We start from the raw sequence: 25,516 nt of genomic DNA on the forward strand, positions 1-25,516 counted from the left end.
TTAGCGATAATTGTGTTTTATAGCATTAATTTCGTTATCTAACACGGTATTACATAAATCCATAGTGTGACTGGCCAGATTAAAGTACTCCTGGCTTGCCAAAGTAACTTTACTCACGTTAATTAATTGTTCCCGTATTGTCTTTGTGAGTGTCAGACACGCTTGTTTGGCTTGCTCAATTTGCGCTATGGATGAACCTGCCTGTAGCAAGGTTAAGCGGTCAAACGACTGACTGCTCAAGGTATTTATTTTCTCGACAAGGTAACCCAGTTTAACTTTATCGATTTGAGTAGATTCACCTTTGGTAGCCACGGCAACGCCAATAGCGCGTGCCTGGCCAATAAATTCAATCACTTTGGGAAATTCATGCCATAAAAAGTGAATCTGTGGCGTTGCTTGTTGTTCGCCTCCAAATTCAATGTTTTCAGCCACATCCTCAAGCAAGTAAAGCAAGGTTTCTATTAAATGAGTGTGCTGTTGAAAACTGCTGGCTACCGTGAGAGTTTCGGCATTGCCTTTTAATCGGCTCCAGTGATCCTGGTAACTGTCCCAACGCTCCTCACGTTTTAGCATGTCATTGTGTTTTAGCGGGTCAGCAATGCCTGAAATATGTTGTTTAAGAGCAAGTAATTCATTTCGAACAGATTGGTTGCCTTGCAAATATGACGCCGTTAACCCCCGGTGTTTTTGAGTGTAACTGATAATTTTCTTGATACTTCCGATTAACTCCAGCGCATTGTAAAGGCGCTGTTTTAACAAACGCCGACTGCGAAACCATTGAAAGGCAATCAAGCCAATCAGTAACAACACCATTCCCAATATAAGCATACTCATACGCTTTCCTCCTAGCCGGCCGACAACGTGCGCAGATATTCTGCCACTGCTGACGTTTCTTTTGCTATGTGTGCATTGGCCGCTGCACCTTCAACCACGCGTTCTATACTGCGGGAAATTTCTTCTGTTGCTTTGCTTTGTTGTTCGGTAATAGCGGAGATCTCCATTACCTGATTCCGAGAGTGTTCCGATTGTAGTTCTATATTAGCCAGTATGTCGGCTGCATCTTTAGCTTTGGTCAGGCAGTCTGTAGTGCGTTGTGTAACGCGCTGCATATTGTTAGCAACCAGTTTTCGTTGCGCATCCAGCTCTGCAATGCTCTGATTAATGGTATCGGCAGAATGACGGCTTTCAGAGGCCAGATTGCGCACTTCATCGGCTACCACGGCAAATCCGCGGCCCATGTCACCGGCACGAGCGGCTTCAATAGACGCGTTTAGCGCAAGCAGGTTGGTTTGTTCAGCGATGTTTTGAATAGTGGCAGTGAGGGACAGTACCGTTTCTATAGATTGCCCCAACGTGGTAATGGCACTGTGAGTGGCATCAACGTCTTTACCCACGTGTTCCACATCATTCACCAGGCTATCCATATAACTATGACCTTGTTGTGCCAGATTGGATGCCTGTAATGCAGCATCGTTTACCTGATTAAATTTCTCAACTATCTCATTGAGTGACGCGGTTAGTTCATTTACTGCTGCTGCCGTAGACTCAGTAGCGGCAGACTGTGATGTGGCATTGTCGGCAACCTTTACCGCCGATTGAATCATTTGTTCAGATGAATATTTCATTTCTGAAAAATGTTCTGCGAATTTATCACGTTGTCTGGCGACTTCTTTTAATATGTCAAAAACCGATTTCACATGTTGAGTGAGAATTGACGGATTCTCTACCAGGTTCTGGTAACCTTGCTGATCGTTTTTCACTTCAGCAAGCAGGGTGTCAATGATGTCAATTTCATTCACTAACAACAGCAACATAGACAGCACCAGCCAGGTCATTAGCGCTGCACATGAAAGTGGAAAAGCCAGGGTATCCAAAGGATTAAGAAGAATAAAACCATAACCTGCCAAATTAAATATCACGGCAAATACGGCGGCTTGTTTAAGCCCGAAAGCATTAATTAAAATAATGCCAGGGAATCTTAACAATGAGAGCATAAATTGTGTCCTTAACTTATGGCTTCCTTGAAAGTTGGACTACAGCAATCTTTACGCCATGTTCAACAGGGTTAATGTACTTGATTATTCGACGGATTATGGGTGAGTTTTGATTGATTTTGGTTGTTGTGCACTTTTGTGGTGCGCCGCTGCGTTTAAATGGCACATTTCTTTTTCAAAAGGTGGCAGTATTTGTCGGACACCGGTGGCAGATTTGCGATAACTTTCACTTATGCTGTTGTGTGTATTTGCGTCATTAACTTTGCAGGCTGTTAATCAAAATGAATTTACATTCCCTTATTGCCTTTATTGTGGAAAATGTTGAATCACCGATTTCTACAGAATCACTTTCGTCTGAGCTCGGGTACAGCGAAACGCATTTTCATCGGCAAGTGAGTAAGCTTACCGGTATGACACCCGGAAAATTAGTGGAACTATTGCGGATTCATCGTGGTTGTTACCTATTGCATTACAGGCAGTCACTGCGTTTTACTGATGTGGCCATTTTGTGTGGATACAACAGTACTGATAGTTTCAGGCGCGGGTTTAAGCGGGTAACCGGCTTTACACCTACTGATTTTCAACGGCGACATATAAAAATAGAAAATTTACCGCATATAGAAACGTTAGCAGCGTTGCAACGCACTACAGAGCAACACAACAAATCAGATAATGCGAAACACAACGAGCCACATATTTTAGCGTTACCTGCAGTTGCGGTTTATGCCATGTCCCATAGAGGCAACCCGTCTTCTATTCCGGTTACTGTGAGGGAATTTATCGCGTGGCGACAGCAGCATAAGCTATCGCCGTCTATCAGTCGGACCTACAACGCCTTTTGGCAGGATCCTTTTGGAGCCCAAGGCGATGTAAGAGTCGATATTATGTGCGAGGCTATTCGCGCTGTGCCATTACTGGCAGACACTAAAGTGTATAAAACCAGCTTGCCAGCGGGTCGTTATGCCGTGATGGATATTGAAGGTGGCGATCATCTCATCCAGCAAGCAGCACATACCCTTATAGACCAGTTTATTCCTGCTAATAACGAGGTTATGGCTGATTGTCCGCTCGTAGTTCAACGAATTCGATTTTATCCGGATGTCCCGTTAAATCAATCATTAAACCGAGTCATGGTATTACTCAAATAGCACAAAGTGGTACACTGCACCGCAATACACGAAATGTAAGGAATTGCAGTGCAGCGTTTTATTTCAGTTGATGATATTTCCCAGGATACGCTGAACAATGTTCAGGTAGTACTGGTTTCTATGAGCAATCCGGTATCAGGTGAAAAAGACACGGCCAGCGACGGATATATACCCGGTGCGGTTAAGATTGACCTGGATGCCGAAGGCAGTGATCACAGCGGTGATTTGCCTCATACGCTGTTATCTGCACAAGCAATGGCCACGTTACTGGGTGGGCTTGGTATTTCCGCTTCTACTACTTTGCTACTGTACGATAATTACGGTTTGTTTTGCGCCCCTCGTTTGTGGTGGATGCTCAAAGCGCTCGGTCATCAGCAGGTATGTGTGCTGAATGGCGGTATGCCAGCCTGGAAAGCCAAAGGATTGCCGGTTAGTCAGTCGCTTAAATCACCTGAAAGCATTGAGCCCGTTCAATATTTGGCGCAACCTCAAGCAGATTGGTTCTGCAATTCTGATGGTGTAGTCAATGCCTTGGATAATCCTGATGTTACTATTTTGGATGCGAGAAGCCGGCCCAGATTTAATGGTGAAGTAGCTGAGCCGCGTGCAGGTTTACGCAGTGGTCATATGCCAGGCGCAGTCAATGTACCATTTACTGAGTTGTTAACTGCAAACAAATCTCTGGCATCATCCGACACCCTCAAAAGTTATTTTTCTTATGCGAATATCCGCCTTGAACAACGGTTACTGTGTTCCTGTGGTTCCGGTGTTACGGCGTGTATTGTGGGAATGGCAGCATTAGAGTGCGGAGCACAGCAGGTTACTGTGTATGATGGCTCATGGGCAGAGTGGGGCGCGGGTAACACATTCCCGGTAGTTACAAAGCATGACTAATCCACAATTACCACGCGTAGTGGTGCTAACTGGCGCGGGCATATCTGCCGAGTCCGGTTTGAAAACGTTTCGGGACAACAATGGTCTGTGGGAAAATCACCGGGTAGAGGACGTAGCTACACCGGAGGCCTTTTCTCGCAATCCGTCGCTGGTATACCGATTTTATAATGCACGTCGGGCACAATTGCAGTCTCCCGATGTTAAGCCTAATGCCGCTCACCTGGCATTGGTAGACCTTGAGCAGTGCTTAGGTGAGCACTTTCTGTTAGTGACGCAAAACGTTGATGATCTGCATGAAAGAGCGGGTAGTGAACGGGTGTTACACATGCACGGTGAGCTGTTGTCTGCGCGATGTTGTGCGTCCGGTCAATCGCGAGTGTGGTATGACGATTTTGATCATACAACCGGCTGCCGGTGCTGTATTCCAGCGGAACCACTCAGGCCAGACATTGTGTGGTTTGGTGAAATGCCTATGCACATGGATACAATCATCGATGCGCTGGCGCAAGCAGATATTTTTATTGCGGTGGGTACTTCAGGCCAGGTTTATCCTGCTGCCAATTTTGTGTCCATAGCCGCAGAAAGTGGTGCGCAAACCATTGAAATGAATCTGGAACCGGGTCAACAAAACCGTTTATTTGATCAGCGCATCACCGGTCCGGCGGGAGAAACACTGCCAGCCTTCGTATCGCAGTTTATTCAGCAATACCTCAACTGATTAGAGTAAGTTAATGGAATATCTAAGCGAATTTATCACTATCGCACTGGTACATCTGGTCGCCGTTGCCAGCCCGGGGCCGGACTTTGCGATTATTGTACGATACAGCGTCAATCACGGGCGTAGAATTGCCATGTACGCCAGTGTTGGCGTTGGCCTGGGCATTCTATTACATGTAGCTTACTCCCTGGTTGGCCTTAGCGTTGTGATAAAAACTACACCTTGGCTGTATTCTGCGATTTGTTATTTGTCTGCCGCGTACCTGTTGTATCTGGCCTTTGGTGCGTTGCAAAGTAAACCAGGAAACTCGTCGGCTAATATCAGTACTGATGCAAAACAAACCCAAGTGAGCCCGAAAAAAGCCTTGATCAATGGCTTTTTAACAAACGGATTGAATCCAAAGGCCACCTTATTTTTCTTATCATTATTTACAGCATTTATTAACGTTGATACGCGAACTTCGGTAAAAGCGCTTTATGGTATTTATCTGGCCGTCGCAACTGGCTTGTGGTTTTGCATGTTGTCGTATTTGCTCAGCACATCAAGTGTGGTGAAGCTCATTGGAGACAAAGGCTACTGGCTCGACAGGCTGATGGGCGTCGTGCTTATTGGTTTGGCGGTAAGGTTAGTTACGCTGTGAACCAGTGGGATAAGCTGAAGCCGGTTGGGGAAGCTGTGTGCAGGTGTTATACTGCGCGCCAAGAGCAGTAACGAATAATATTTGTCGGAAACTATGCAGCCTGAGCAAGGAAAAAGTAACCTCGAACGCGCGTTAAATGGTGAATATCGATTTGATTTCAAAGCGTTGTTTAATAACAGTCAGGACATGTACAAGTCTAATTTGCTAACCTTTATCAAAGCCGTTGGTATGCTGTTGTTAATTGGTGTGGGTAGCACATTGGTATTAATGTCAGTATTCAATGTTGATACCAGCTCGGTTGAGGGTATGCAAAACAGTCCGGTTGGCATGATAGACATCATCATGCTGGTGATCATGTCACCGCTTTTGGCGGGGTTTCGCATGCTAGGTGTGAAGTTGTCGGCTAACCAACAGGCTGATGTATCCGAGTTGAGCGCGTACTTCTCGCTAACCCTTGCTCTGGTAACCTTAAATCTACTGACCAGTTTACTGGTGCAGCTTGGCTTTATGCTGTTAATTTTGCCTGGTATTTACGTCTATCTGGTTACCCAATTTGCAGTTGTGATACTTGCTGAACAACGGGCAGGCGTCATACAGTCAATTATTCTGTCGGCCAAAGTAGTTAACCGCTATCTGCTGCCGTTTTTATTGCTACTCATTTTGTTTGTATTGCTATTCACGTTGGTGTTTTTAACCATGGGCTTAGCTATTTTTTGGGTCGGCCCAATTTACAGCCTTGTGCTGGGACAACTTTATAATGATTTATTTGGTACTCAATCAGACATAACGTCTCAGCCACCATCGCAGGATTCTTTACTGGATGCATAAGCGGGAAACCAGCAAAATTGTGCTAATTGTGGTTGCCGTTATGGCGATCACAGTGGCCCTTGCCTGGAAAACTGCTAGCCGTGATCCTGATATCTTCGATTACCCTGAAACCAAAGAAGCCGCCAATCCGGTACCGGATTTTTCCGCTATCAGCGACACGAACGAAAAGAAACGTGCGTTTTTTAATTACCTGCGTCCTGAAGTAGAAAAGCAAAATGAATATTTACTGAGTTTGCGTCACTACCTGCAAACGCTGCAACGAAAATTGAATGCAGGACACGGCCTAACCAGAGAAGACGATAAACGGTTGAGCTGGTTGATAAAAGAATATCGCGTTGACGACAATAGACGCACTGAAGATCAAATTAAGTTATTGTTGAATCGCGTTGATATTTTGCCTGTTGAACTGGTGCTGATGCAGGCAGCAAATGAATCTGCCTGGGGCACATCCCGGTTTGCCAGCGAGGGCTATAATTTTTACGGTCTCTGGTGTTATAAAAAGGGCTGCGGATTTGTACCAAATCTCCGTTCCAGTGGAGAAAAGCACGAAGTCGCTAAGTTTGAGAACATTTCGCGCGCAACGTATCATTACATGCGCAATCTTAATCGCCATAGCGCGTATAAAGAGCTTCGTCATATTCGCGCTTCACTCAGACGCGCGCAACTTCCCATAACAGGCCTGGCACTTGCAGAAGGGCTGATGAGTTATTCCGAGCGCGGTGCCGCTTATGTCAATGAACTACAGCATATGATTCGATTTAATCAGGAGTACATCAACGAATGACGCGTTTTCTTAGTTTGCTTATTTTGAGCGTCTTTATGGCACAATCTCACGCCGAGACCATTGAAGTTGAATACAAGCGCTTTTATAGCCACATTAATAAAATAGGTGATGAAGACACGGCAGCGCTGCAATTTGCCTTTGGTTTTATGCGTGTTGGGCAGGATCGCCTGTGTAAAATAAACAGTGCGCAAATCATCACCCAAAAACAAACCATTCCACTTGACGTGAGTGAAGAACAACGATTCCTGGTTCCCAAAGAACGCGCATTAAACCTAGCTGATGCCTTTATTTTGATTGATTTGGAGGAAGCCGCCAATCTGTGTGATATGTCGGTGCAAATCGAAACCACGGCCCAATACGTTAAAACCGAGTACAGCGCAGACGAACTGGCCTTTATCACGCGTCAATACGAAGCATTCTTTAATGAAATGGGTGGTTTTTTGTCATTTATGATGCCATCGGTCAACGGACTTATATTTCGCTTTTCTGATCCATCGCTGAATCTGCCCATTCCAGGCACCAATGGCATTAATGGTGGCATGCTGATGCTTGATAAAGATTGGCTTGCACAGGGTAAAGGGATAACTTTACCTCAGGCACCACTGCGTATTACGGCGATTGCAAAAAGTTAATCTTTAATACGACGGATGAAAAAGGGCGGAATATCCGCCCTTAACTTAACTGACTCTTTCGTTCGTTTCGGCATCCTGTTTAGTAACAGGATTACCAGATTCTTCCGATATTTGCTCATCCAGCGGCGCTACTACTTGTTCTGCTGGTAACACCTCGTCCAATACCAGCTGATAGCGAATTTGCTCTGCGAGACGCTGGATCACTTTTTCTCCGGTCTCACACAGCTCAGTCGCCCGGTGAAAATCCATCAGGCCTACATCGGTTAATGGTGGCTCAATTAAAATATCTGGTGGCTCGCCGGCTAATCTCGAGCGGGTAACCCGCGCCTGAAGAATTTCCAACGAACTCGTCATTACGCCCAGGATCCCAGGCGATTGCTTGGTATTTTCTTCCTTGGTTTCAGGTGAAAACCACTGACGAACCACATCCTGGCTTTTCTTAAAGAAATGTTCGTTCTTTTCCTGGTTTTGCTTGTGCTTTTGGGTTTCCCTGGCAATTTGTAACGGTCGAAAATCGGCATTCAAATTCACGGCTATAACAAAGTCGGCGCCAAGTTGACGGCATAAATTCACTGGCACAGGGTTTACCACTGCACCGTCTACCAGCCAGCGATCCTCATGACTAATGGGGGAGAATAGCGCGGGGATGGCACAGGACGCCTGGATAGATTTACCAATTTCACCCTGATTAAACACAACTTCCCGCCCAGAGTATAAATCGGTAGCCACACAGGCAAAGGGCTTTTGCATTTGCTCAAAGGTTGGCGCACAGAATTCGGCTGCCAGTTTATCAAACACCTTCTGACCACTTGCCAGACCGCCTCGTCGAATGCCAATACCCATTAAACTGAGCGTTTGCCACTCAGTGAGAGAGCAGGCCCACTCTTTGAGTTCCTGTAAATGGCCGCTGGCATAGGCTGCACCAACATAAGCACCAATTGAACACCCAGCCACTACATCAATGCGAACCCCCAGTTTTTCCAGCGCCTGAATGACGCCAATATGGGCCCAGCCTCTTGCTGCACCAGAACCCAGTGCAATGCCAATTTTCATTAATTTATTCCGTTAAGTTAACTATTTGAATGGCGTTATCATCAACATCTTCGGTGATCATCTGACTACTAAAATCGGGTTTGTCGAAGGCAATGTCACCGTCATCAGAGGCAACGCCTGTAGCCTTGATGGTTTTAAAATCGTAAAGATTGCTGTCTACTAAATGCGAAGGCGTGACATTCTGGATAGCGCGGAACATGGATTCAATGCGGCCCGGGAACCGACGGTTCCAGTCCTGTAACATCATTTTGATGTTCTGACGTTGCAGATTCTCCTGCGAACCACACAGGTTACAAGGAATAATGGGGAACTCGACTGCCTGTGCGTATTTTTCGATGTCTTTTTCTGCGCAATAAGCAAGCGGGCGGATCACTACATGTTTGCCATCATCGCTTACCAGCTTGGGCGGCATTGACTTCAGCTTGCCACCATGGAACATATTTAAAAACAGCGTTTCCAGCATGTCATCTCTGTGGTGCCCCAATGCAATTTTGGTCGCACCCAGCTCAGTGGCTGTTCTGTACAAAATGCCTCGGCGTAATCGTGAGCAAAGCGAACACGTGGTTTTGCCTTCCGGGATTTTGTCTTTCACTATGGAATACGTATCTTCTTCAACAATACGGTAATCGATGCCCAGCGTTTTTAAATAATCCGGCAGTACATGCTCGGGGAACCCAGGTTGCTTTTGGTCTAGGTTAACGGCCACTATGTCAAACGAAATGGGCGCGATACGCTGTAAGTACATTAAAATGTCTAACAAGGTATAGCTGTCTTTTCCACCCGACAGACACACCATCACTTTATCGCCATGTTCAATCATGCCAAAGTCGTCGATGGCTTTGCCCACATTGCGGCGCAAGCGTTTTTGAAGCTTGTTAAAATTGTATTTTTGTTTGGACTGGGACGGTGCAAGCGTACCCAGAGAATTTACCTGTAAACTCATTAATCTGGCGACCTGTAACTGCTCAGGCCGCATTGTATCATCAACACCGGGCGCTTAGAAGAATCGACCGTGCTCTGTAAACATTATATGGCTAACTGGTAAGGACTAAGCCCTTACCGGTGACTCAAATCCGTCAGGCTTAATGGCGAGTACATCGCAGTTCAGTTCATCAATAACGTGTTCTGCAGTATTGCCAATTAATGCCGCAGAAATCCCGACTCGCCCAACGGTGCCTATGATCACTAATTCTGCATCAATGGTTTTGGCCACAAATGGAATGACCTTTTCTGGCAGACCTTCTTTAACATGACAGCGATCTAACGGTATTCCGAAGCGTGAACTGTGCTTTTCCATTTCTTCAAGGTGATGGTTTTTTACCGATGCATTGTAACTTTCAGGATCAAATTCCGGCACTTCAATAGCGATATTGAGCGGAGTAGCGGGGTAGCTGTTGGCCAAATGTACGTAACCGCTGAGCAGTGATGCGTAGTCTCGGGCGATTTCCGTGATCTTGTGATTGAGTTGCGCGTGTTCCCGATCTTCAGTTCCCACATTCACGGCAGCAATAATGTTGCCATCAGCTGGCCAGTCGTGCTCTTTAACCAACAGAACAGGAGTAGGGCATTTTCTTACCAGGTGCCAGTCGGTTGGGGTAAAGATCACTGAGCGTAAATCATCATGTGCACGAGTGGCTTTTACCACTATATCGGCCTTTGAGATGATTGCGTGGCGAATAATGGCCTCGTAGGGACGGTTATCCCACTGCACCACTGCTGCGATGTTTGTGCCGTATTCGGATACTTGCTGTTTAAGCCATTCGGTGCGCTCTTTAATAACAGCTGCTCGCATCGCTTCACGCTCTTCACCCGACAGCATGGTCGTCATTTCGTAGGAGAAGTCGTAAATGGTCATAAAAGCAGTGATATTAGCACCGGTTTTGGCGGCTAATTCAAGGGCGCGGGAAAGGGCGGGTTGCGAACTTCGTTCAGTATCAACAACAGCAAGAATATGGGTGTAATTGATCATAACAGCCTCCGGACATTATGTACTCTATGAGTGTATGTCCAGAGTGCCATCTTCACCAGTTTTTGGTGTTGCGGTGGATCAACCCGGAAAGTTAATCCACTGCAATGGTAGGAATATCCATACTGTGAAGCTTGGCATCCATGGCTTCAAAATCCAGAATGGTGATGAGTTTGCCGTCAACCTGAATAATGCCTTCTTTTTGAAAACGCGTGAGCAAACGAGAGATGGTTTCTACTGTTAATCCCAGGTAATTACCAATTTCGTTGCGCGTCATGCTCAGATTGAACTGACGCGGCGAAAAGCCGCGTTCTTCAAAACGTTTGGATAAGTGCGCCAGAAAATAAATAAGGCGTTCTTCCGCTGTGCGTTTATTCAATAACATCATGAGGTCGTGATCGTGTTTAATTTCAGCGCTCATGAAACTCATGATTTGATGACGCAATTTAGGAAACTGCACCGACATTTTATCCAGGGTTTCGTAGGGTAATTCGCATACCATGGCGGTTTCTAACGCCTGTGTATAGCTTTGATGGGTATTTTCGCGAAGCGCGTCGAAACCAATAATGTCGCCAGGGAAATGGAAGCCGATGATCTGTTCTTCACCATCTTTGCTGCTCACAAATGACTTAAATGAGCCCGCACGCACCGCAAACAACGAATTAAATTTGTCACCCGCTTTTACCAGTTTGTCGTGCTTATGCAGCGGCTTTTTGCGCTCGATGATGTCATCCAGAGAGTCCAGCTCTGTTTTATTCAGAGAGACAGGCAAACACAAGTGGCTAAAACTGCAACTCTGACAGTGAATAGAGAATTCTGAACCTTTTGACATAACTCAACGTCTCCGTGTAAACGTAGGCCTAACTAATACTATTTACAGTGCGATAAATCAAGAAAACCGCATATATAATTAACGTTACCGCGATGAATGTTCGCGTTTTAGGCATACGCAGTAAAGTAAGTAACCCGTTAGCGCCAAAACTTACTGCAAGCAACGCGGGTAACGTACCCACGCCAAACGCTGCCATTATCATGGCTCCCTGTAATGCGGTACCGGCCGATAATGACCAGGTTAACGTGGAGTATACTAAACCACAGGGTAACCAACCCCAGATTATGCCATACGGCAGCGCTGATAGGGGACATTTGAAAGGTAAAAATCGTCTCGAAAGCGGCTGTAAATGTTGCCATAACTGTTTACCCAGCGATTCAATTCTGGCTAAACCACGCCACCACTGTGCCAGATAGAGTGCCATTGCAATCAGCATAAAGGCGCTGAACAACTTAAAACCGTAAAGTAGCGATGTCATCGAGCTTTGCGCAATGCTACCCAATGCACCGGTAATGGCACCCGCCAGCGTGTAACTAAGGATCCTGCCAGTGTTATAGCTTAACACAAACGGTGTGGGAGATTTTCCTTGAGGGATTGCCGCGGTGAGGGCGCCAGCAAATCCACCACACATGCCAAAACAATGCACTGAACCCGCGATTCCCACCAAAAAGGCAGAAAATAACGAAAAGTCAGTCATGCTTGTTTGGGTTTGATGTGATACCAGACGCAGCTTCTGTCTTTTCAGTCTTCACTGGTTGTTTGCTTTCTGCTAAATCGTCATCAAACAAAATGCTGTAGCCTTGTCTTTCCAGATCCTGAAATTGGTTGGAACGCACGGCCCAAAAGAAAATTCCGATAGCCAACGCTACCAATAGAATAGCTAACGGGATCAGAACGTAAATAATGCTCACAATACACTCTTATTTTAACAATCGGGTAGAATTGGTAACTACAATAATACTACTAAGTGACATACCAATCACCGCCATCCAGGGTAATAACAGGCCCGAAACGGCAAATGGCAGGATCAGCAGGTTATAACCAACCGCCCACAAAATATTCTGTCGTATTTTCTGGCGTGTTTGGTTTGCTAACTTCAGTAACGGTGGAACCATGCTGAGTGAGTCGCTAAGCAACACAACATCTGCGGCATTCCGGGCTACGTCGGTGGCGTTACCTACCGCCAGGGAGACATCTGCACTGGCCAGCACAGGCGCATCATTGATGCCGTCGCCTAACATCAGTACTTTATGTCCTTTTGCCTGGAGCGCCTGAACATGGCGGTATTTTTGTTCGGGGGTAAGGCCCCCATACGCCTGATGAATAGGTAACTTATGTGCAATAGCATCTACGTTGTGCTGATTGTCGCCGCTTAGCAGTACTAATTGCATGGCACTGAGCGCTTCGAGCGTTTCGGCTGTGCCTGGTTTTAAACTATCACTCACCAAAAATGCCGCAATACAGTTACCGTTTGACGTTAAGAATACGTTGGCGTTTTCTGCAATGGTAACGGGTGACACACCAGTAAAACTGGCCGATCCCATCATCCATTTACGACCTAACACTGTACCGCTTATGCCTCCACCGGCTGTTACATCAAAGTCGCTTACCGGAAGGAGCATTTCAGATTGAAAAGCGTTACTGATTGGATGCTCGGAACGGGCTTCGAGACTTGCTGCGACCTGCATTACATCGGCTTCTGAAATACCCTCGGTGACCCAACACTGCTGTAAACTGAATTCGCCCGCGGTTAAAGTGCCGGTTTTATCCAGCGCAATAGTATCTATAGTGGTGAGTTGTTCAAGGGCATCTGCACGCTTAAGTAATACACCTTGCTTGTTTAACCTTGCCATTGCACAGGTAAGGGCAGAAGGGGTTGCCAACCCCAACGCACAAGGGCAGGTTGCTACCAGTACGGCTATTGCTATCCAAAAAGCGTCGTCGTTACCCTGCCAATACCAGTAAGCAAAGGCGGCGCCCGACACTACCAGTACGGCAATAACAAAATACCGCGAGAAGGTATCAGCCATTTGTGCCACTTTGGGTTTATTGGCCATTGCGCTGGATTGTAAGCGAATAATCTGATTCACCAACGCGTGTTTGAGTGGCTGTTTTACTTCCACGGTAAGGGTGCTTTGTTGATTCACCGTCCCGCCGAATACCGTGGATTGGGGCTGCTTGGTAACAGGCTCAAATTCGCCGGTAAGCATAGATTCATCGATGGCGCTTACGCCATCTGTTATTACACCATCTACCGGAATGGTTTCACCCGGCTTTACAATTACGATATCGCCTGTTTGCAGGTGTTTTGCCAAACAATCGGTGATTTGTCCGTCGGCAGCCAGGCGGTGTGCGGTTACCGGGATATACTGCATCATGTTGGCTGATATCTGGGTTGCCTGGTGGCGTGACCGATGTTCAAGATAGCGACTGAGCAATAACAAGAAAATGAACATGCAGATGGATTCGAAATAGACTTCTCCGGTTTGGAGTATTGTGGCCTTCAAACCTGCGATATAAGTACCGAATATTGCGAGGGTTACAGGGACATCCATATTCACCGTGCGAGCGCTGATCGCTTTTATTGCACCCAAATAAAACGTACTGCCGGAATACAACACCACTGGCGTAGTCAGAACCAAGGCTACCCAATAAAAATACTGTCGGGTTTCGGCTTCTATACTGCCAAACAGATCAAAATACAGGCCGGTCATTAACATCATAACCTGCATGGTCATGAGCCCGGCAAGTCCCACTTTTTTCAGAAACTGTTTTTGTTCGCTTACATAGGATGCTTCGTGTTGATCTGGCTGAAAGGGCAGCGCCTTATAACCGATGCGTTTAAGGGCTTTCAGGATCCCACTCAACGCTATACTGTTGGGTTCCCAGGTCACCATGGCGCGACGTTCTGCAACATTGACAGCCACCTGGCTGATACCACTTACTTTGGCCAATTGCTTTTCAATTAACCAGCCGCAGGCTGCGCAGGTGATGCCTTCTACAGTAAGCTGAATCTGGTTGTGTTTACCTTCCTGATAAACAAAATCTTCCTGTAATGCAGGGTCATCGTAAACAGAGAGCTTGTCGAGGGTTTCCAGTATTTCTGACTCACCCTGAGCCGCAGGTTCAGTGCGAAACTGATAGTAGTTTTCAAGGCCGTTACTCACAATGGCTTCCGCAACAGATTGGCAACCAAGGCAACACATATCCCTTGATTTGCCTAACACTATGGCGTGATAAGGGCTGGGGCTTTCTGCGGGGAGCCCGCAGTGGTAACAGGGCGTCTTACTGGTCATTTAGGGTACAAATCGAATTTTATCTGCGCGTGGTAGCCCAATTTCCTGTTGAACTTTCCAACTGTCGTCCATAGGACTTAATGTTACCCGCCATTTTCCTTGTAAATCCTGTTCTACAAAGCCGCGATAAATACCATTGGCGTCGCGGGTTAATAACAATGACACATCCCGCTCGGCGAGCGTAACGTGATAAAAACTGAGTTTTAGAGCATTACCTTCTTGTGGGATCCCACTGTGGAATTCCAGTGCTATCTGACCGTCGTTAATCGACAAATCGGTCATAATGCGAAGTCTGCGTGCATTTTCAACCTTCTGGTGGTTGACATTGTAGGCTTTGCCCTCTTTGTAATAGTCATCGATTACCAGTGAGTCCTGAGTATTGGTGGCAAATTTCACAATGAAATACCCCATGATGAACGACGAAGTAGGGATGGCAATCAAGAACCAGGGCCAAAATTGTTTGTACCAGGGTTTTACGTCTGATTTTTCCATGAATCAAAATACCTAAGAGCGTGCTATTACGAATGTTGAGTAGTGTCGCATAAAAAAAGCCTCGTAAAAACGAGGCTTTATCATTTTATGCCTGATTAGTGAGACAAGCTGTATACGTAGCTGGCAACTACGTGGATTTTGTTGTCACCCAGGGTTTTCTTGAACGAAGGCATTACACCGTTGCGACCATGAGTCAGGGTTTCGGTGATTGCGCGCTCAGAGCCACCGTACAACCAGATATTGTCGGTAAGGTTAGGTGCGCCAAGCATTTGATTACCTTTACCGTCCATACCATGACAGGCTGCACAAACCATGAAACGCTGTTGTCCTGCCGACGCCAGAGCTTCGTGATTCTCGCTCATTTCACGACCACTCAGGCTCAGTACATAAGCAACTGTCTCCTGAATACCTTGTTCGCCCATGGCATCAATCCACGCTGGCATTGCTGCCTGACGACCATTGGTCAGCGTTTCTTTGATCTTATCGCCAGTGCCGCCATACAACCAGTCATTATCAGTCAGGTTAGGGAAGCCAGCGTTACCGCGAGCGTCTGAACCGTGACACTGTGAACAGTTCTGCATGAATAAACGTTGACCAACTTTTACAGCTTCTTCGTTTTTCGCCAGTTCTTCAACCGGGATTTGTGAATACGCTTCAAAGATTGGGTCGAACTTTTCTGCCGCATAGTCCAGTTCGCGATCGTATTGAACGATTAAACCTTCTTGTTTGGCGTCAGCACGAGCCTGCACTGATTCTTCGATTGACTGGATGTTCTGGTTAGAACTTCTCCAGCCCAGGAAGCCTTCAAATGCGCCCAGACCAGGATACAGAGCAAGGTAAAAAAAGCTCCATATAATGGTGATGTAAAACAAAATGGTCCACCAGCGAGGGAGTGGGTTATTGATTTCCACAATCCCGTCGAATTCGTGATCCATCGATTCGCCTTCTGGATGACCTGTGTAGTTGGTTAAGTTCCAACGTAACAGCAGGTAAGTACCAATAATGGAGCCCAGTGTTATCACAGAGATCCAGATTGTCCAAAACATGCTCATGAGTGTTAACTCCCGCTATTCTTCTTTGATTCTTCTTGGTCTTCGTCAGCAAATACCAGGTTAGCGGCTTCGTCGAACTTCTTCTTATTGCGACTACTAAATGCCCACCAGACAATGCCCATAAATATGACAAAGACGATGACAGTAAAAATGCTGCCTACAGTACCCTGATCCATATTATTTCAAATATGTGCCAAGAGACTGAAGGTAAGCAATAATGGCTTCCATTTCGGTTTTGCCTTTTACTGCCGCCTGCGCGCCATTGATGTCTTCATCCGTGTATGGCACGCCCAAAGCACGAAGTACTTCCATCTTCTTAGCGGTGTCTTTACCTGTTAATGTGTTTTCCATTAACCAAGGGAAACCAGGCATGTTTGACTCAGGCACCACGTCACGAGGGTTTCTCAGGTGCACACGGTGCCATTCATCACTGTAACGGCCACCAACGCGCGCCAAATCTGGCCCGGTACGCTTAGAACCCCAAAGAAACGGGTGTTCCCAAACTGATTCACCTGCCACGCTGTAGTGACCATAACGCTCGGTCTCTGCACGGAAAGGACGAATCATCTGGCTGTGACAACCCACGCATCCTTCACGGATATACAGGTCACGACCTTCCAGTTGCAGAGCAGTATAGGGCTTCAGGCCTTCAACGGGCTCCATAGTTTGCTGTTGGAACATCAGCGGTGTAATTTGCACCAGTGCACCCAAGCTAATTGCAACCAGGATAAGGATGGTCAGAAGACCAACGTTCTTTTCTACTAATTCATGTGGATTACGCATCTGTCTAGACTCCTTATGCTGCCTGGCCGGCTGGTTCAGCTACCAGACTACCTTTGGGGGCACGAACAGTTTTGTAGGTGTTGTAGGCCATGATTAACATACCGGTAACCACAAACAAACCGCCCACAAAGCGAACAACATAGAAAGGCTTAGACGCTTCCAGTGACTCTACGAAACTGTAAGTTAATGTACCGTCAGCATTAACTGCGCGCCACATCAGACCTTGCAGTACACCAGACATCCACATAGCTACGATGTAAAGAACCACACCGATAGTTGCGAACCAGAAGTGCACGTTAACCAGTTTGGTACTGTACATAGATTGCTGACCGAACAGGTGAGGGATCAAGTGGTAAACAGAACCGATTGATACCATTGCAACCCAACCCAACGCACCAGAGTGAACGTGACCTACTGTCCAGTCTGTGTAGTGAGACAGTGCGTTTACCGTTTTGATTGCCATCATTGGGCCTTCGAAAGTAGACATACCGTAGAAAGACAGAGAAACAATCAGGAAACGCAATACAGGGTCAGTACGCAGTTTGTGCCATGCGCCAGACAGCGTCATGATGCCGTTGATCATACCACCCCAAGATGGAACGAACAGGATCACAGACATCACCATACCCAGAGACTGAGTCCAGTCAGGCAGGGCTGTGTAGTGTAAGTGGTGAGGACCAGCCCAGATATACAGTGAAATCAGTGCCCAGAAGTGAACAACTGACAAACGGTATGAGTAAACAGGGCGACCCGCTTGCTTAGGTACGAAGTAGTACATCATACCCAGGAAGCCTGCAGTCAGGAAGAAACCTACCGCGTTGTGGCCGTACCACCACTGCATCATGGCATCTACTGCACCTGCATAAATCGAATAAGACTTAAAGAATGAAACAGGCAAAGCCATACTATTACCAATATGCAACACCGCAACCGTTAACATAAAGGCACCCAGGAACCAGTTGGCAACATAGATATGCGACACACGACGAATTACCAGCGTTCCGAAGAAGTTGATAATGTATGCGACCCAAACTAATGCAATCAAAATGTCGATTGGCCATTCTAATTCTGCGTATTCCTTACTGGTGGTAATACCGAAGGGCAGTGTAGCTACCGCAGCCACGATTACCGCTTGCCATCCCCAGAAGGTAAATGCAGCAAGTTTGTCACTGAACAAACGTACCTGACAGGTGCGCTGAACAATGTAGTAAGAGGTTGCGAACAATGCACAGCCACCGAAAGCAAAAATTACGGCGTTGGTGTGCAGAGGACGGAGGCGGGAATAGGTTAACCATGGAATATCGAAGTTTAGCGCGGGGGCAAATAATTGCGCAGCAATAAATACCCCAAGGCTCATTCCCACAATACCCCATATGATGGTCATAATGGTAAATTGCCGTACAACTTTATAGTTGTAATCCGGCTTTGCTTGGCTTATTTCACTCATTGTAATGAATCTTCCACTTCTTTATAAAAAGGGTTTCCAACTGCAAAAATTTGAATTTTCAGGTACGGTTGCGGCCGTAACACTGAGCCTGGAGTGTATGACTTATTATCGTCCAGACCAGTTGGTACCGCGGATAATAAGGTTTTTAATAATAAAAAGATACCATAAACTAGGGCGGGTTGATCTCTGTCAATAAAGAAGAACCACGCTTAACAATAACGTTAAAATAATGAACAAAAAATTAACATTAAATAGACATGTAAAACTTATTCAAGCCATTGTTTTGCTTCTAATCGTAGGAATTTTAACCAGTATATCCACGGGTATTATTCCCATTAATAATAGCTACAATAACGACAGTGAAAATACGCAGTGTATTTTAACCGAAAATCATTGTGAATTTATGCTGACAGCAGGGCGTGTACGAGTGGATATTTCGGGACTGTTAACTACGGAAGAACAACTGGATATCAGCGTCACCTTGCCCGTTGGACTTACCGTTAAACAAGCCCGAATAGAGGGCGTGAATATGTTTATGGGGGTAGTGCCTGTTCAACTTACTCTGCAGGATCACGGTCAATGGGAAGGCTGGTTTATGTTGGGAAGTTGCACAGAGCCTCGCATGCAGTGGCAATTACAAATTCAATTTAATGAAAATGAGTCACCCGTGTCTATTTTGTTTACCACTGAGCAATCAGGCTAAACACACATACATTGTGATCACAGAAATAAAAACGCCAGTGACTGGCACTGGCGTCCGGCAGGTTCGAAACTACCTACAGTTGCGTCTGTAGATAGTTTTGCAGACCGAGTACCTTGATAAGTTTAATTTGTTGCTCTAACCAGTGAGCGTGATCAACTTCTGTGTCGTCCAGCAACTCAACCAGCATATCCCGGGTAACGTAATCCTGGGCCTGTTCACTGATGGCAATTACTTCTTTCAGTTTGTTGCCTACGTGATATTCAACACGTAAATCACTTTCCAGCATTTCAGGCACGTCTTTTCCTACCTGGAATCCGCTGCGCTGTGTCATGTCTGGGGCGAAGCCTAACATTAACATGCGATCAATAAGCTTGGTTGCATGACCTTTTTCGTCATCAAACTCGTGATTGATGCGCTCGTACAGTTTGTTAAATCCCCAGTCGAGGTACATTTGCGCATGAATAAAATACTGGTCCATCGCTGCAAGCTCGTAAGCGAGCAGTTCGTTGAGACCTTCCAGGACTTTTTGATTACCTTGCATTAGTCGTCTCCCATTACTTGTGCTTGCAGATAGTTTTCTACACCTAGTTTATCAATCTGATAAGACTGAGTTTCCAGCCAATCCAGGTGTTCTTCTTCGTATTCCAGAATGGACTCAAGCAGTTCTCTGCTAACGTAATCCTGCTTTTCTTCGCACAGCGCAATGGCTTTGCGAAGTAGAGGAAGTTGTTCCTCCTGGAATTTTTGGTCGCACGACAGCATTTCTACTGTGTGTTCACCAATGTACAATTTGCCAAGAGCCTGAAGATTAGGTAAACCCTCTAAAAACAAGATGCGTTCAATGAGATCATCAGCTTGCTTCATGTCTTTAATCGACTTCTTGTAGTTCTTTTCGTTGAGCTCTTTCAGGCCCCAGTTTTTAAACATCCGGGCATGAAGGAAGTATTGATTGATCGACGTCAATTCGCAGGTTAATACTTCGTTTAAAATGGCTATTACGGATTTATCGCCTTTCATAGTTCGTTCCTCACCGTAGAATAGGGCAAGTGTAGTCCTCACTGCTCCAAAAATCAAGTTTTTCCTTTAAAAACAACAATATACTAATGAGAATAATTATTAGTCTGGCCTTTGTTACTATTCGGTACGGTTAACCTGATAATTTACCAGCGATAAACTTTCCTCTGCAAAACCTAAGCCCGCTTCGGTAAAGAAGTTAAATACTTTATCCACACCATTGTTTAACAGTGCTTCAACCTCGTCCTCGTAACGCGCAATGGCCGCTATTTTCCCCTGATAACCAGCATTCTTTAGCTGTTTGCTAATGTTCATTGCGTCTTCTATAGAAGGCAGGGCGAGTAGTACCAATTCGACGTGCCGGATATCCAGGTTTTCCCACAAATCAACATCCTCACCATCACCTGTGATTACATTCATGCCGTCGTTGCGCATCTTTTGAATTTTAACGCGATCGGCATCCATTCCCCACACGTGATGTTCCATGAGTTTATTGAGCGAGGTAAAGGCACCAATGCCAACACGACCAAGCCCGACCACCAGGATTTTAGCGTCGGCGATAACCGGGTAGATATCTTCTTTGAGTCGTTTCTCTCGCTCGAAGCGCTTCACGGTGTCTTTGATACGTTGATAAATACTATGCGAATACCGATATACAATGCTGGTTAACACAAATGACAGGGAGGTTGATATTGCCAAAACAACAAGCCAGTTATCACCCAGCATTCCCAGACTCACGGCTAATGCGCCAACAATCAAACCAAATTCGCTGTAATTGGATAACACTAATCCGCCAAGGTAAGCGGTACGTCCTCGCAACGACATCCGGGTAAACAGCCAGAAGAATAACGACATTTTAATGGGTAGCAGCAGGGTGATAATCAGCGCCATTCCCAGCATCTCAAGGTTGGGGAGGGCGGTTAATCCAATTGACAGGAAAAAGCCGATCAGGAACAGGTCTTTAAACGCCAACAGGGATTTTGCCATTTCAGTAGCTTTGGCATGTTTGGCGAATAACAGACCGAATATCAGTGCACCCAGGTCGCCTTTTATCTGCACTAATTCAAACAGATGATACCCACCAAGTGCAAAAATAAAACCGGTTAAGGGAAGCAATTCACCATGCCCTGATTGATTGATAATGCGGTTTAGCAATGGAAGAGCAGGGATAATCAGCAGTAACAATGGTGCGTATATACTGGGTATTTTACCGGTTGCAACCACCAGAAATACCACAGCAAAAATATCCTGCATGACTAATACACCGATAGCCAGCTTGCCATGACGCGTTTTTGATTCGCCGGCTTCTTCCAGTACTTTAACCACACACACTGTGCTGCTAAACGACAGTGCAAACGCAATCAGTGCTGCGCTCTGCCAATCAAGTCCGCCAAATCCCGCTGCTGCCAGGCTGCCAAATAAAATTAACAGGGCAGAAATGGCTGCTACCCACAACACAGTATGGGCGATGCTGCCAAACCACACTTCCCGTTTAGACAAATCCTTTATGTTGAGTTTAAGGCCGATGGTAAACAGCATTATTGTAATACCAAGATCGGCCAGTGTGGTGATTGCTGGTGTGGTTGAATAACCCAGAGCATGAAGTAAAAAACCTGCCGCCAAGTAGCCAACCAGTGGAGGAATGCCAATAAGTTTCACGCCAAGCCCGCAAATGAATGCAAACAGTAAAAAGATATACTCCATTATCGCAACATTGAGATAGTCAGATTTGCCACAAAAGTACCATGTTAGACTTGGTGCTGGCAAAATTATCCGAGCGGGCACTTAGGATACTTATCAGCATGGAGAACTGCTAAATACACATTTGAGGAGAGTGAGCTGTCACCAGTTCCCTTGGTGACATGATGTGTTAAGCGTGAGCCTCAGAGCAAAACTAAAACGTTGCTGCTTGTTTGGATTTATCGTGGGATTCTTCTGCTATAAGCAGATTGAGTTCTTGCAATAATTCATATTCGCGCACTTTAATTGTGCCGAGCTCAAAGGTGATTTCCTTTTTTCGCTCCGACGGGCTGTACCCAGGCATTTTTCGTCGGGATTCCAGATTCGCGATATTGGATACTTTCTTAAGTTCTGCTACCGAGCCTGAGGAAGGTCGTTGATATCCGCTACCGTATTCGATAGACGATTTCTCAAACGATAGCATCGATTCGCCATGAAGCCGTTGAGACTGGCTATACTGCATGGAGTGGTTTTTATGTGCTTCAATTTCTTCAGCACGATCCATTGCACGTAATTTACGCGCAAATATTTCCAATCCAACCCTGTTTACCGATACGCCCATGTCAAGGCACTGCTTATAGGTAACATCATTGTTTTTATAGTTATTGGCTCTGACTAAGCTCTTAACTGTTTCTAATTTTTCCATTTTAGCGCACTTTTTTATACCGGATTCAAACAGCGATCAGGTTGGTTTATATGGATATTATTATTGGACTATCGACAAATTGCCGAAATTCTGCGTTATAGTACTGTTGAATATTTGTACATGCAATACTACAAAAGTCAAACTTTTGACACAAAATGTGCAAAATTGTCAAAAATCAAACACGATTCGTACTGGTCGGTGCAGTAAAATGAGGTACAGTTGCGTGCTTTTGAAGCTTTTTAATTAACTCATTGGGTATTATGTGAATAAAACTGAGCGGTTTTCAGCGATTAAACGGGTGTTGATTATTGAAGGTTGTGTCAATCTGTTAATGACCCTGACAAAACTTTCGGTAGGAATAATTACTCACTCCTCAGTCATTCTGGCCGATGCGCTGCATTCCTTAACGGATCTCTTCAACAACGTAATTGCTTTTGTTGCCATTCGAATCAGCCAGAAACCACCCGATCATTCCCATCCCTACGGACATCAGAAATTTGAATACCTGGCTATTTTTCTGTTGGCTGTTTTACTGTCGGTGGTGTCGCTTGAATTGGTGATTTACGCCATTGAACATCATGGTAATCCTGTAGAGCAAAACATTACTGGCCTGGTATTGTTAATACTCGCGATTGCGGTGAATTTTCTGCTGAGTCGCTGGCAAATGGGCAAGGCCAAATTCCTTCGGTCTGAATTATTGGCAGCCGATGCCAAACATACACTTAGTGACGTGCTCACATCGGTAGCGGTACTGGTGGGCTGGCAACTTGCCGCTTCAGGGTGGTATTGGTTGGATACTGTTTTTTGCCTGGGAGTGGCTTTGTTGGTTGCGCATTTGGCATGGGAACTGTTTAATCAGGCACTCCCAGTGCTGGTTGACGCTAACGCCAATGACAAATCGCTTTCGGTTGAAACGCTATCCCGGTATACCAGCGACTTTAACGATATTGCCCGGGTTGCGGAAGTACGCAGCAGAAGAATGGGCGAGCACATCAACGCGGATCTAACGCTCATTGTCTCGCCACACTTAACGGTTACGCAGGCCCACAAGCTTGCCCATGAATTCGAAGACTATCTCAAAAAGCATATCGAGCTTAATGATGTTGTGATACACATTGAACCCGATGAGTTATCTGACCGGAGTTAATGTGAGAAACAGAGTATTGTTTATTGTTGGTATGGGACTGTTAGCATCACTTCTGCTGGCATTTACTTATCAGGGATTTGAATGGGTAGTTGGAGTATTTGCCCTATTGTTGGCATTAACACTTCACGATGCCTTCCAAAAACGTCATTCGTTGCTCGCTAATTTTCCTCTTGTAGGCCGTTTGCGTTGGATAATAGAAGAGCTAAGGCCATTCGTTCAGCAATACCTGCTAGAAACAGAAACCAGTGGCAAACCAATCAGCCGGATGTTTCGCTCCATCGTGTATCAGCGGGCAAAGAACAGTTTAGACACGGTACCGTTTGGCACTCAGTTGGATACCTATGAATCAGGCTACGAATGGATAGGGCATTCTCTATCTGCATTAAACGTAGAAGAACTGGATGATGATCCCAGAGTAAAAATTGGCGGTCCGGAGTGCACTCAGCCTTATAACGCCAGCTTGTTGAACATTTCGGCCATGAGTTTTGGTAGTTTGAGCAAGCACGCAGTGCTCGCGCTAAATAAAGGTGCGAAGTTAGGCGGGTTTTACCAGAATACTGGCGAGGGCGGGTTAACGCCTTATCATTTGGAAAACGGTGGCGACATTGTTTGGCAGATTGGTACCGGCTATTTTGGGTGCCGGAATAAAGATGGCACATTTAATCCGCTAACATTTCAGGAAAAAGCACGTTTGCCTGCCGTAAAAATGATTGAAATAAAATTAAGTCAGGGCGCAAAGCCTGGTCATGGCGGTATTTTGCCTGCACACAAAAACACCCCGGAGATCGCAGCAATCCGCGACGTCCCCGTGGCAACAGATGTTATTTCGCCACCTACTCACAGTGCTTTTAGTACACCTGTTGGCCTGCTTGATTTTGTTAAACAGCTACGTGAACTCAGTGGTGGTAAACCAGTAGGATTTAAACTGGCTATAGGCCGCAAGAGTGAATTTATTGCAGTGTGCAAAGCCATGAAACAAACCGGCATTATGCCTGACTTTATTACGGTTGATGGCGGAGAAGGTGGCACCGGTGCAGCACCTTTGGAATATTCAAATTCAATTGGATTTCCGTTAAGGGACGCGTTGGCATTTGTTGATGATTGTCTGGTGGGATTTGGGATACGAGACAAGATTAAAATTATTGCGTCGGGAAAAATCATTACGGCGTTTCATATGGTTAAAAATCTGTCGTTGGGCGCCGATGTATGTAACAGTGCGAGAGGAATGATGCTGGCATTAGGGTGTGTACAGTCATTGTCCTGTCATACTAATACCTGCCCAACAGGTGTTGCCACACAGGATCCAAAGCTGTTTAAAGGGCTGGATGTTAAAGATAAAAGTGTACGGGTAGCCAATTTCCATCACAAAACCGTGAAGGCAATGGTAGATATTTTATCGTCAACCGGGCATCGCTCAGCCAGTGAACTGACTCGCACTCATATCTTTAGGCGGGTTAATCAGGAAACGGTTAAACGTTACGATGAAATATTTCCGCTTATTCAACCCGGTAGCTTTTATAGCGACGATGTGCCATCGCATTATGCATTGCATATAAAAGAAGCATCTGCTGCATCGTTTAAGCCGGTCAATATTTTGGCTCAGGTTGAAAATAGTACCCAATCAGTGAATAGTAATTAGCAAATATTGATTAAAATCAACAGTAATTGATTGCCGCTATTCTATACTGACATTACAGAAAACAGCCA

28 protein-coding genes are annotated in these 25,516 nt (G+C 45.7%); 10 read left to right on the top strand and 18 right to left on the bottom strand.

All coding sequences use genetic code 11. The features are described from left to right. A complete protein-coding gene (locus FJ444_RS07175) occupies positions 1-834 on the bottom strand; it encodes a nitrate- and nitrite sensing domain-containing protein (protein ID WP_140957320.1) in 834 nt (277 codons plus the stop codon). Between the two features lie 11 nt (positions 835-845). Continuing rightward, positions 846-1,994, bottom strand: a complete 1,149-nt coding sequence (locus FJ444_RS07180; protein WP_140957322.1) for a methyl-accepting chemotaxis protein — start codon at positions 1,992-1,994, stop codon at positions 846-848. A gap of 281 nt (positions 1,995-2,275) precedes the next feature. Between FJ444_RS07180 and FJ444_RS07185 the strand changes: the two genes are divergently transcribed. The 7 genes from FJ444_RS07185 (at position 2,276) to FJ444_RS07215 (ending at position 7,638) form a co-directional block, all read left to right on the top strand. Continuing rightward, complete coding sequence (locus tag FJ444_RS07185) at positions 2,276-3,142, top strand: GyrI-like domain-containing protein (RefSeq protein WP_140957324.1); 867 nt, start codon at positions 2,276-2,278, stop codon at positions 3,140-3,142. A 48-nt stretch (positions 3,143-3,190) separates the two neighbouring features. Further along, positions 3,191-4,036, top strand: coding sequence for a sulfurtransferase (locus FJ444_RS07190; RefSeq protein ID WP_255439064.1), 846 nt, complete (start codon positions 3,191-3,193; stop codon positions 4,034-4,036). Then, on the top strand, positions 4,029-4,754 hold the full coding sequence (gene cobB / locus FJ444_RS07195) for a Sir2 family NAD+-dependent deacetylase (RefSeq protein WP_140957326.1): 726 nt from the start codon (positions 4,029-4,031) through the stop codon (positions 4,752-4,754). Before FJ444_RS07190 ends, cobB begins: the two co-directional genes overlap by 8 nt. Before the next feature lie 13 nt (positions 4,755-4,767). Next, positions 4,768-5,394, top strand: a complete 627-nt coding sequence (locus tag FJ444_RS07200; RefSeq protein WP_140957328.1) for a LysE family translocator — start codon at positions 4,768-4,770, stop codon at positions 5,392-5,394. Positions 5,395-5,487: 93 nt separating this feature from the next. Beyond that, the gene (locus FJ444_RS07205) at positions 5,488-6,222 is read left to right on the top strand and encodes a YciC family protein (RefSeq protein WP_140957330.1); all 735 of its coding nucleotides are present in this window, start codon (positions 5,488-5,490) and stop codon (positions 6,220-6,222) included. Then, positions 6,215-7,006, top strand: a complete 792-nt coding sequence (locus FJ444_RS07210; protein WP_140957332.1) for a glucosaminidase domain-containing protein — start codon at positions 6,215-6,217, stop codon at positions 7,004-7,006. Before FJ444_RS07205 ends, FJ444_RS07210 begins: the two co-directional genes overlap by 8 nt. Positions 7,007-7,041: 35 nt before the next feature. Next, positions 7,042-7,638 (top strand): DUF2987 domain-containing protein, encoded by a 597-nt coding sequence (locus tag FJ444_RS07215; protein ID WP_255439065.1) that lies wholly within the window; start codon positions 7,042-7,044, stop codon positions 7,636-7,638. Between the two features lie 45 nt (positions 7,639-7,683). On the opposite strand, the gene rssA is transcribed toward FJ444_RS07215, so the two are convergent. The 12 genes from rssA to ccoN form a co-directional block, all read right to left on the bottom strand. Then, positions 7,684-8,691 carry a patatin-like phospholipase RssA gene (rssA, locus tag FJ444_RS07220; RefSeq protein ID WP_140957335.1) on the bottom strand — a complete coding sequence of 336 codons (1,008 nt, stop codon included), beginning with the start codon at positions 8,689-8,691 and terminating at the stop codon, positions 7,684-7,686. 4 nt (positions 8,692-8,695) lie between these two features. Next, on the bottom strand, positions 8,696-9,634 hold the full coding sequence (gene ttcA / locus FJ444_RS07225) for a tRNA 2-thiocytidine(32) synthetase TtcA (protein WP_140957337.1): 939 nt from the start codon (positions 9,632-9,634) through the stop codon (positions 8,696-8,698). Positions 9,635-9,739: 105 nt separating this feature from the next. Further along, positions 9,740-10,660, bottom strand: coding sequence for a universal stress protein UspE (uspE, locus tag FJ444_RS07230; protein WP_140957339.1), 921 nt, complete (start codon positions 10,658-10,660; stop codon positions 9,740-9,742). 91 nt (positions 10,661-10,751) lie between these two features. Next, entirely contained in the window at positions 10,752-11,489 is a 738-nt protein-coding gene (gene fnr / locus FJ444_RS07235) for a fumarate/nitrate reduction transcriptional regulator Fnr (RefSeq protein ID WP_140957340.1), read from the bottom strand. A gap of 28 nt (positions 11,490-11,517) precedes the next feature. After that, positions 11,518-12,186, bottom strand: coding sequence for a sulfite exporter TauE/SafE family protein (locus tag FJ444_RS07240; protein WP_140957342.1), 669 nt, complete (start codon positions 12,184-12,186; stop codon positions 11,518-11,520). Beyond that, positions 12,179-12,400 (bottom strand): cbb3-type cytochrome oxidase assembly protein CcoS, encoded by a 222-nt coding sequence (ccoS, locus tag FJ444_RS07245; protein ID WP_140957344.1) that lies wholly within the window; start codon positions 12,398-12,400, stop codon positions 12,179-12,181. The genes FJ444_RS07240 and ccoS overlap by 8 nt, the downstream gene beginning before the upstream one ends. Before the next feature lie 9 nt (positions 12,401-12,409). Continuing rightward, positions 12,410-14,785, bottom strand: coding sequence for a heavy metal translocating P-type ATPase (locus FJ444_RS07250; protein WP_140957346.1), 2,376 nt, complete (start codon positions 14,783-14,785; stop codon positions 12,410-12,412). Continuing rightward, positions 14,786-15,277 (bottom strand): FixH family protein, encoded by a 492-nt coding sequence (locus tag FJ444_RS07255; protein WP_140957348.1) that lies wholly within the window; start codon positions 15,275-15,277, stop codon positions 14,786-14,788. A gap of 95 nt (positions 15,278-15,372) precedes the next feature. Continuing rightward, on the bottom strand, positions 15,373-16,329 hold the full coding sequence (ccoP, locus tag FJ444_RS07260) for a cytochrome-c oxidase, cbb3-type subunit III (protein WP_140957350.1): 957 nt from the start codon (positions 16,327-16,329) through the stop codon (positions 15,373-15,375). Positions 16,330-16,334: 5 nt separating this feature from the next. After that, positions 16,335-16,505 carry a CcoQ/FixQ family Cbb3-type cytochrome c oxidase assembly chaperone gene (locus FJ444_RS07265; protein ID WP_140957352.1) on the bottom strand — a complete coding sequence of 57 codons (171 nt, stop codon included), beginning with the start codon at positions 16,503-16,505 and terminating at the stop codon, positions 16,335-16,337. Between the two features lies 1 nt (position 16,506). Beyond that, the gene (ccoO, locus tag FJ444_RS07270) at positions 16,507-17,112 is read right to left on the bottom strand and encodes a cytochrome-c oxidase, cbb3-type subunit II (protein WP_140957354.1); all 606 of its coding nucleotides are present in this window, start codon (positions 17,110-17,112) and stop codon (positions 16,507-16,509) included. A gap of 13 nt (positions 17,113-17,125) precedes the next feature. Further along, on the bottom strand, positions 17,126-18,559 hold the full coding sequence (gene ccoN, locus FJ444_RS07275; RefSeq protein ID WP_140957356.1) for a cytochrome-c oxidase, cbb3-type subunit I: 1,434 nt from the start codon (positions 18,557-18,559) through the stop codon (positions 17,126-17,128). 283 nt (positions 18,560-18,842) lie between these two features. On the opposite strand from ccoN, the gene FJ444_RS07280 reads away from it, so the two are divergent. After that, positions 18,843-19,262 (top strand): hypothetical protein, encoded by a 420-nt coding sequence (locus FJ444_RS07280; RefSeq protein WP_140957358.1) that lies wholly within the window; start codon positions 18,843-18,845, stop codon positions 19,260-19,262. A 73-nt stretch (positions 19,263-19,335) separates the two neighbouring features. Here FJ444_RS07280 and bfr (FJ444_RS07285) read toward each other — a convergent pair whose 3' ends face one another. The 4 genes from bfr (FJ444_RS07285) to FJ444_RS07300 form a co-directional block, all read right to left on the bottom strand. Beyond that, the gene (bfr, locus tag FJ444_RS07285; RefSeq protein ID WP_140957360.1) at positions 19,336-19,803 is read right to left on the bottom strand and encodes a bacterioferritin; all 468 of its coding nucleotides are present in this window, start codon (positions 19,801-19,803) and stop codon (positions 19,336-19,338) included. Continuing rightward, complete coding sequence (bfr, locus tag FJ444_RS07290; RefSeq protein WP_140957362.1) at positions 19,803-20,279, bottom strand: bacterioferritin; 477 nt, start codon at positions 20,277-20,279, stop codon at positions 19,803-19,805. The genes bfr (FJ444_RS07285) and bfr (FJ444_RS07290) overlap by 1 nt, the downstream gene beginning before the upstream one ends. A gap of 117 nt (positions 20,280-20,396) precedes the next feature. Beyond that, entirely contained in the window at positions 20,397-21,980 is a 1,584-nt protein-coding gene (locus FJ444_RS07295; RefSeq protein WP_140957364.1) for a cation:proton antiporter family protein, read from the bottom strand. A 190-nt stretch (positions 21,981-22,170) separates the two neighbouring features. Then, complete coding sequence (locus FJ444_RS07300; RefSeq protein WP_140957366.1) at positions 22,171-22,662, bottom strand: hypothetical protein; 492 nt, start codon at positions 22,660-22,662, stop codon at positions 22,171-22,173. A 262-nt stretch (positions 22,663-22,924) separates the two neighbouring features. Between FJ444_RS07300 and FJ444_RS07305 the strand changes: the two genes are divergently transcribed. Together FJ444_RS07305 and FJ444_RS07310 are read left to right on the top strand one after the other, a co-directional pair. After that, entirely contained in the window at positions 22,925-23,809 is an 885-nt protein-coding gene (locus tag FJ444_RS07305) for a cation diffusion facilitator family transporter (RefSeq protein WP_255439066.1), read from the top strand. Between the two features lies 1 nt (position 23,810). Continuing rightward, positions 23,811-25,448, top strand: a complete 1,638-nt coding sequence (locus FJ444_RS07310; protein ID WP_370298018.1) for an FMN-binding glutamate synthase family protein — start codon at positions 23,811-23,813, stop codon at positions 25,446-25,448. Positions 25,449-25,516 lie beyond the last annotated feature (68 nt).

The organism is Aestuariibacter sp. GS-14 (assembly GCF_006494365.1).
Lineage (GTDB): Bacteria > Pseudomonadota > Gammaproteobacteria > Enterobacterales > Alteromonadaceae > Alteromonas > Alteromonas mangrovi.

Bases quoted from the DNA above. Each gene is read 5' to 3' on its own strand.
- FJ444_RS07205 (WP_140957330.1), top strand. From the start codon at position 5,488: ATGCAGCCTGAGCAAGGAAAAAGTAACCTCGAACGCGCGTTAAATGGT.
- rssA (WP_140957335.1), bottom strand. From the start codon at position 8,691: ATGAAAATTGGCATTGCACTGGGTTCTGGTGCAGCAAGAGGCTGGGCC.
- FJ444_RS07295 (WP_140957364.1), bottom strand. From the start codon at position 21,980: ATGGAGTATATCTTTTTACTGTTTGCATTCATTTGCGGGCTTGGCGTG.
- cobB (WP_140957326.1), top strand. From the start codon at position 4,029: ATGACTAATCCACAATTACCACGCGTAGTGGTGCTAACTGGCGCGGGC.
- FJ444_RS07175 (WP_140957320.1), bottom strand. From the start codon at position 834: ATGAGTATGCTTATATTGGGAATGGTGTTGTTACTGATTGGCTTGATT.
- FJ444_RS07255 (WP_140957348.1), bottom strand. From the start codon at position 15,277: ATGGAAAAATCAGACGTAAAACCCTGGTACAAACAATTTTGGCCCTGG.
- FJ444_RS07265 (WP_140957352.1), bottom strand. From the start codon at position 16,505: ATGGATCAGGGTACTGTAGGCAGCATTTTTACTGTCATCGTCTTTGTC.
- FJ444_RS07250 (WP_140957346.1), bottom strand. From the start codon at position 14,785: ATGACCAGTAAGACGCCCTGTTACCACTGCGGGCTCCCCGCAGAAAGC.
- ccoN (WP_140957356.1), bottom strand. From the start codon at position 18,559: ATGAGTGAAATAAGCCAAGCAAAGCCGGATTACAACTATAAAGTTGTA.
- FJ444_RS07210 (WP_140957332.1), top strand. From the start codon at position 6,215: ATGCATAAGCGGGAAACCAGCAAAATTGTGCTAATTGTGGTTGCCGTT.
- bfr (WP_140957362.1), bottom strand. From the start codon at position 20,279: ATGAAAGGCGATAAATCCGTAATAGCCATTTTAAACGAAGTATTAACC.
- uspE (WP_140957339.1), bottom strand. From the start codon at position 10,660: ATGATCAATTACACCCATATTCTTGCTGTTGTTGATACTGAACGAAGT.
- ccoO (WP_140957354.1), bottom strand. From the start codon at position 17,112: ATGCGTAATCCACATGAATTAGTAGAAAAGAACGTTGGTCTTCTGACC.
- ttcA (WP_140957337.1), bottom strand. From the start codon at position 9,634: ATGAGTTTACAGGTAAATTCTCTGGGTACGCTTGCACCGTCCCAGTCC.
- bfr (WP_140957360.1), bottom strand. From the start codon at position 19,803: ATGCAAGGTAATCAAAAAGTCCTGGAAGGTCTCAACGAACTGCTCGCT.
- FJ444_RS07300 (WP_140957366.1), bottom strand. From the start codon at position 22,662: ATGGAAAAATTAGAAACAGTTAAGAGCTTAGTCAGAGCCAATAACTAT.
- FJ444_RS07200 (WP_140957328.1), top strand. From the start codon at position 4,768: ATGGAATATCTAAGCGAATTTATCACTATCGCACTGGTACATCTGGTC.
- FJ444_RS07180 (WP_140957322.1), bottom strand. From the start codon at position 1,994: ATGCTCTCATTGTTAAGATTCCCTGGCATTATTTTAATTAATGCTTTC.
- FJ444_RS07215 (WP_255439065.1), top strand. From the start codon at position 7,042: ATGGCACAATCTCACGCCGAGACCATTGAAGTTGAATACAAGCGCTTT.
- FJ444_RS07185 (WP_140957324.1), top strand. From the start codon at position 2,276: ATGAATTTACATTCCCTTATTGCCTTTATTGTGGAAAATGTTGAATCA.
- ccoP (WP_140957350.1), bottom strand. From the start codon at position 16,329: ATGAGCATGTTTTGGACAATCTGGATCTCTGTGATAACACTGGGCTCC.
- fnr (WP_140957340.1), bottom strand. From the start codon at position 11,489: ATGTCAAAAGGTTCAGAATTCTCTATTCACTGTCAGAGTTGCAGTTTT.
- FJ444_RS07240 (WP_140957342.1), bottom strand. From the start codon at position 12,186: ATGACTGACTTTTCGTTATTTTCTGCCTTTTTGGTGGGAATCGCGGGT.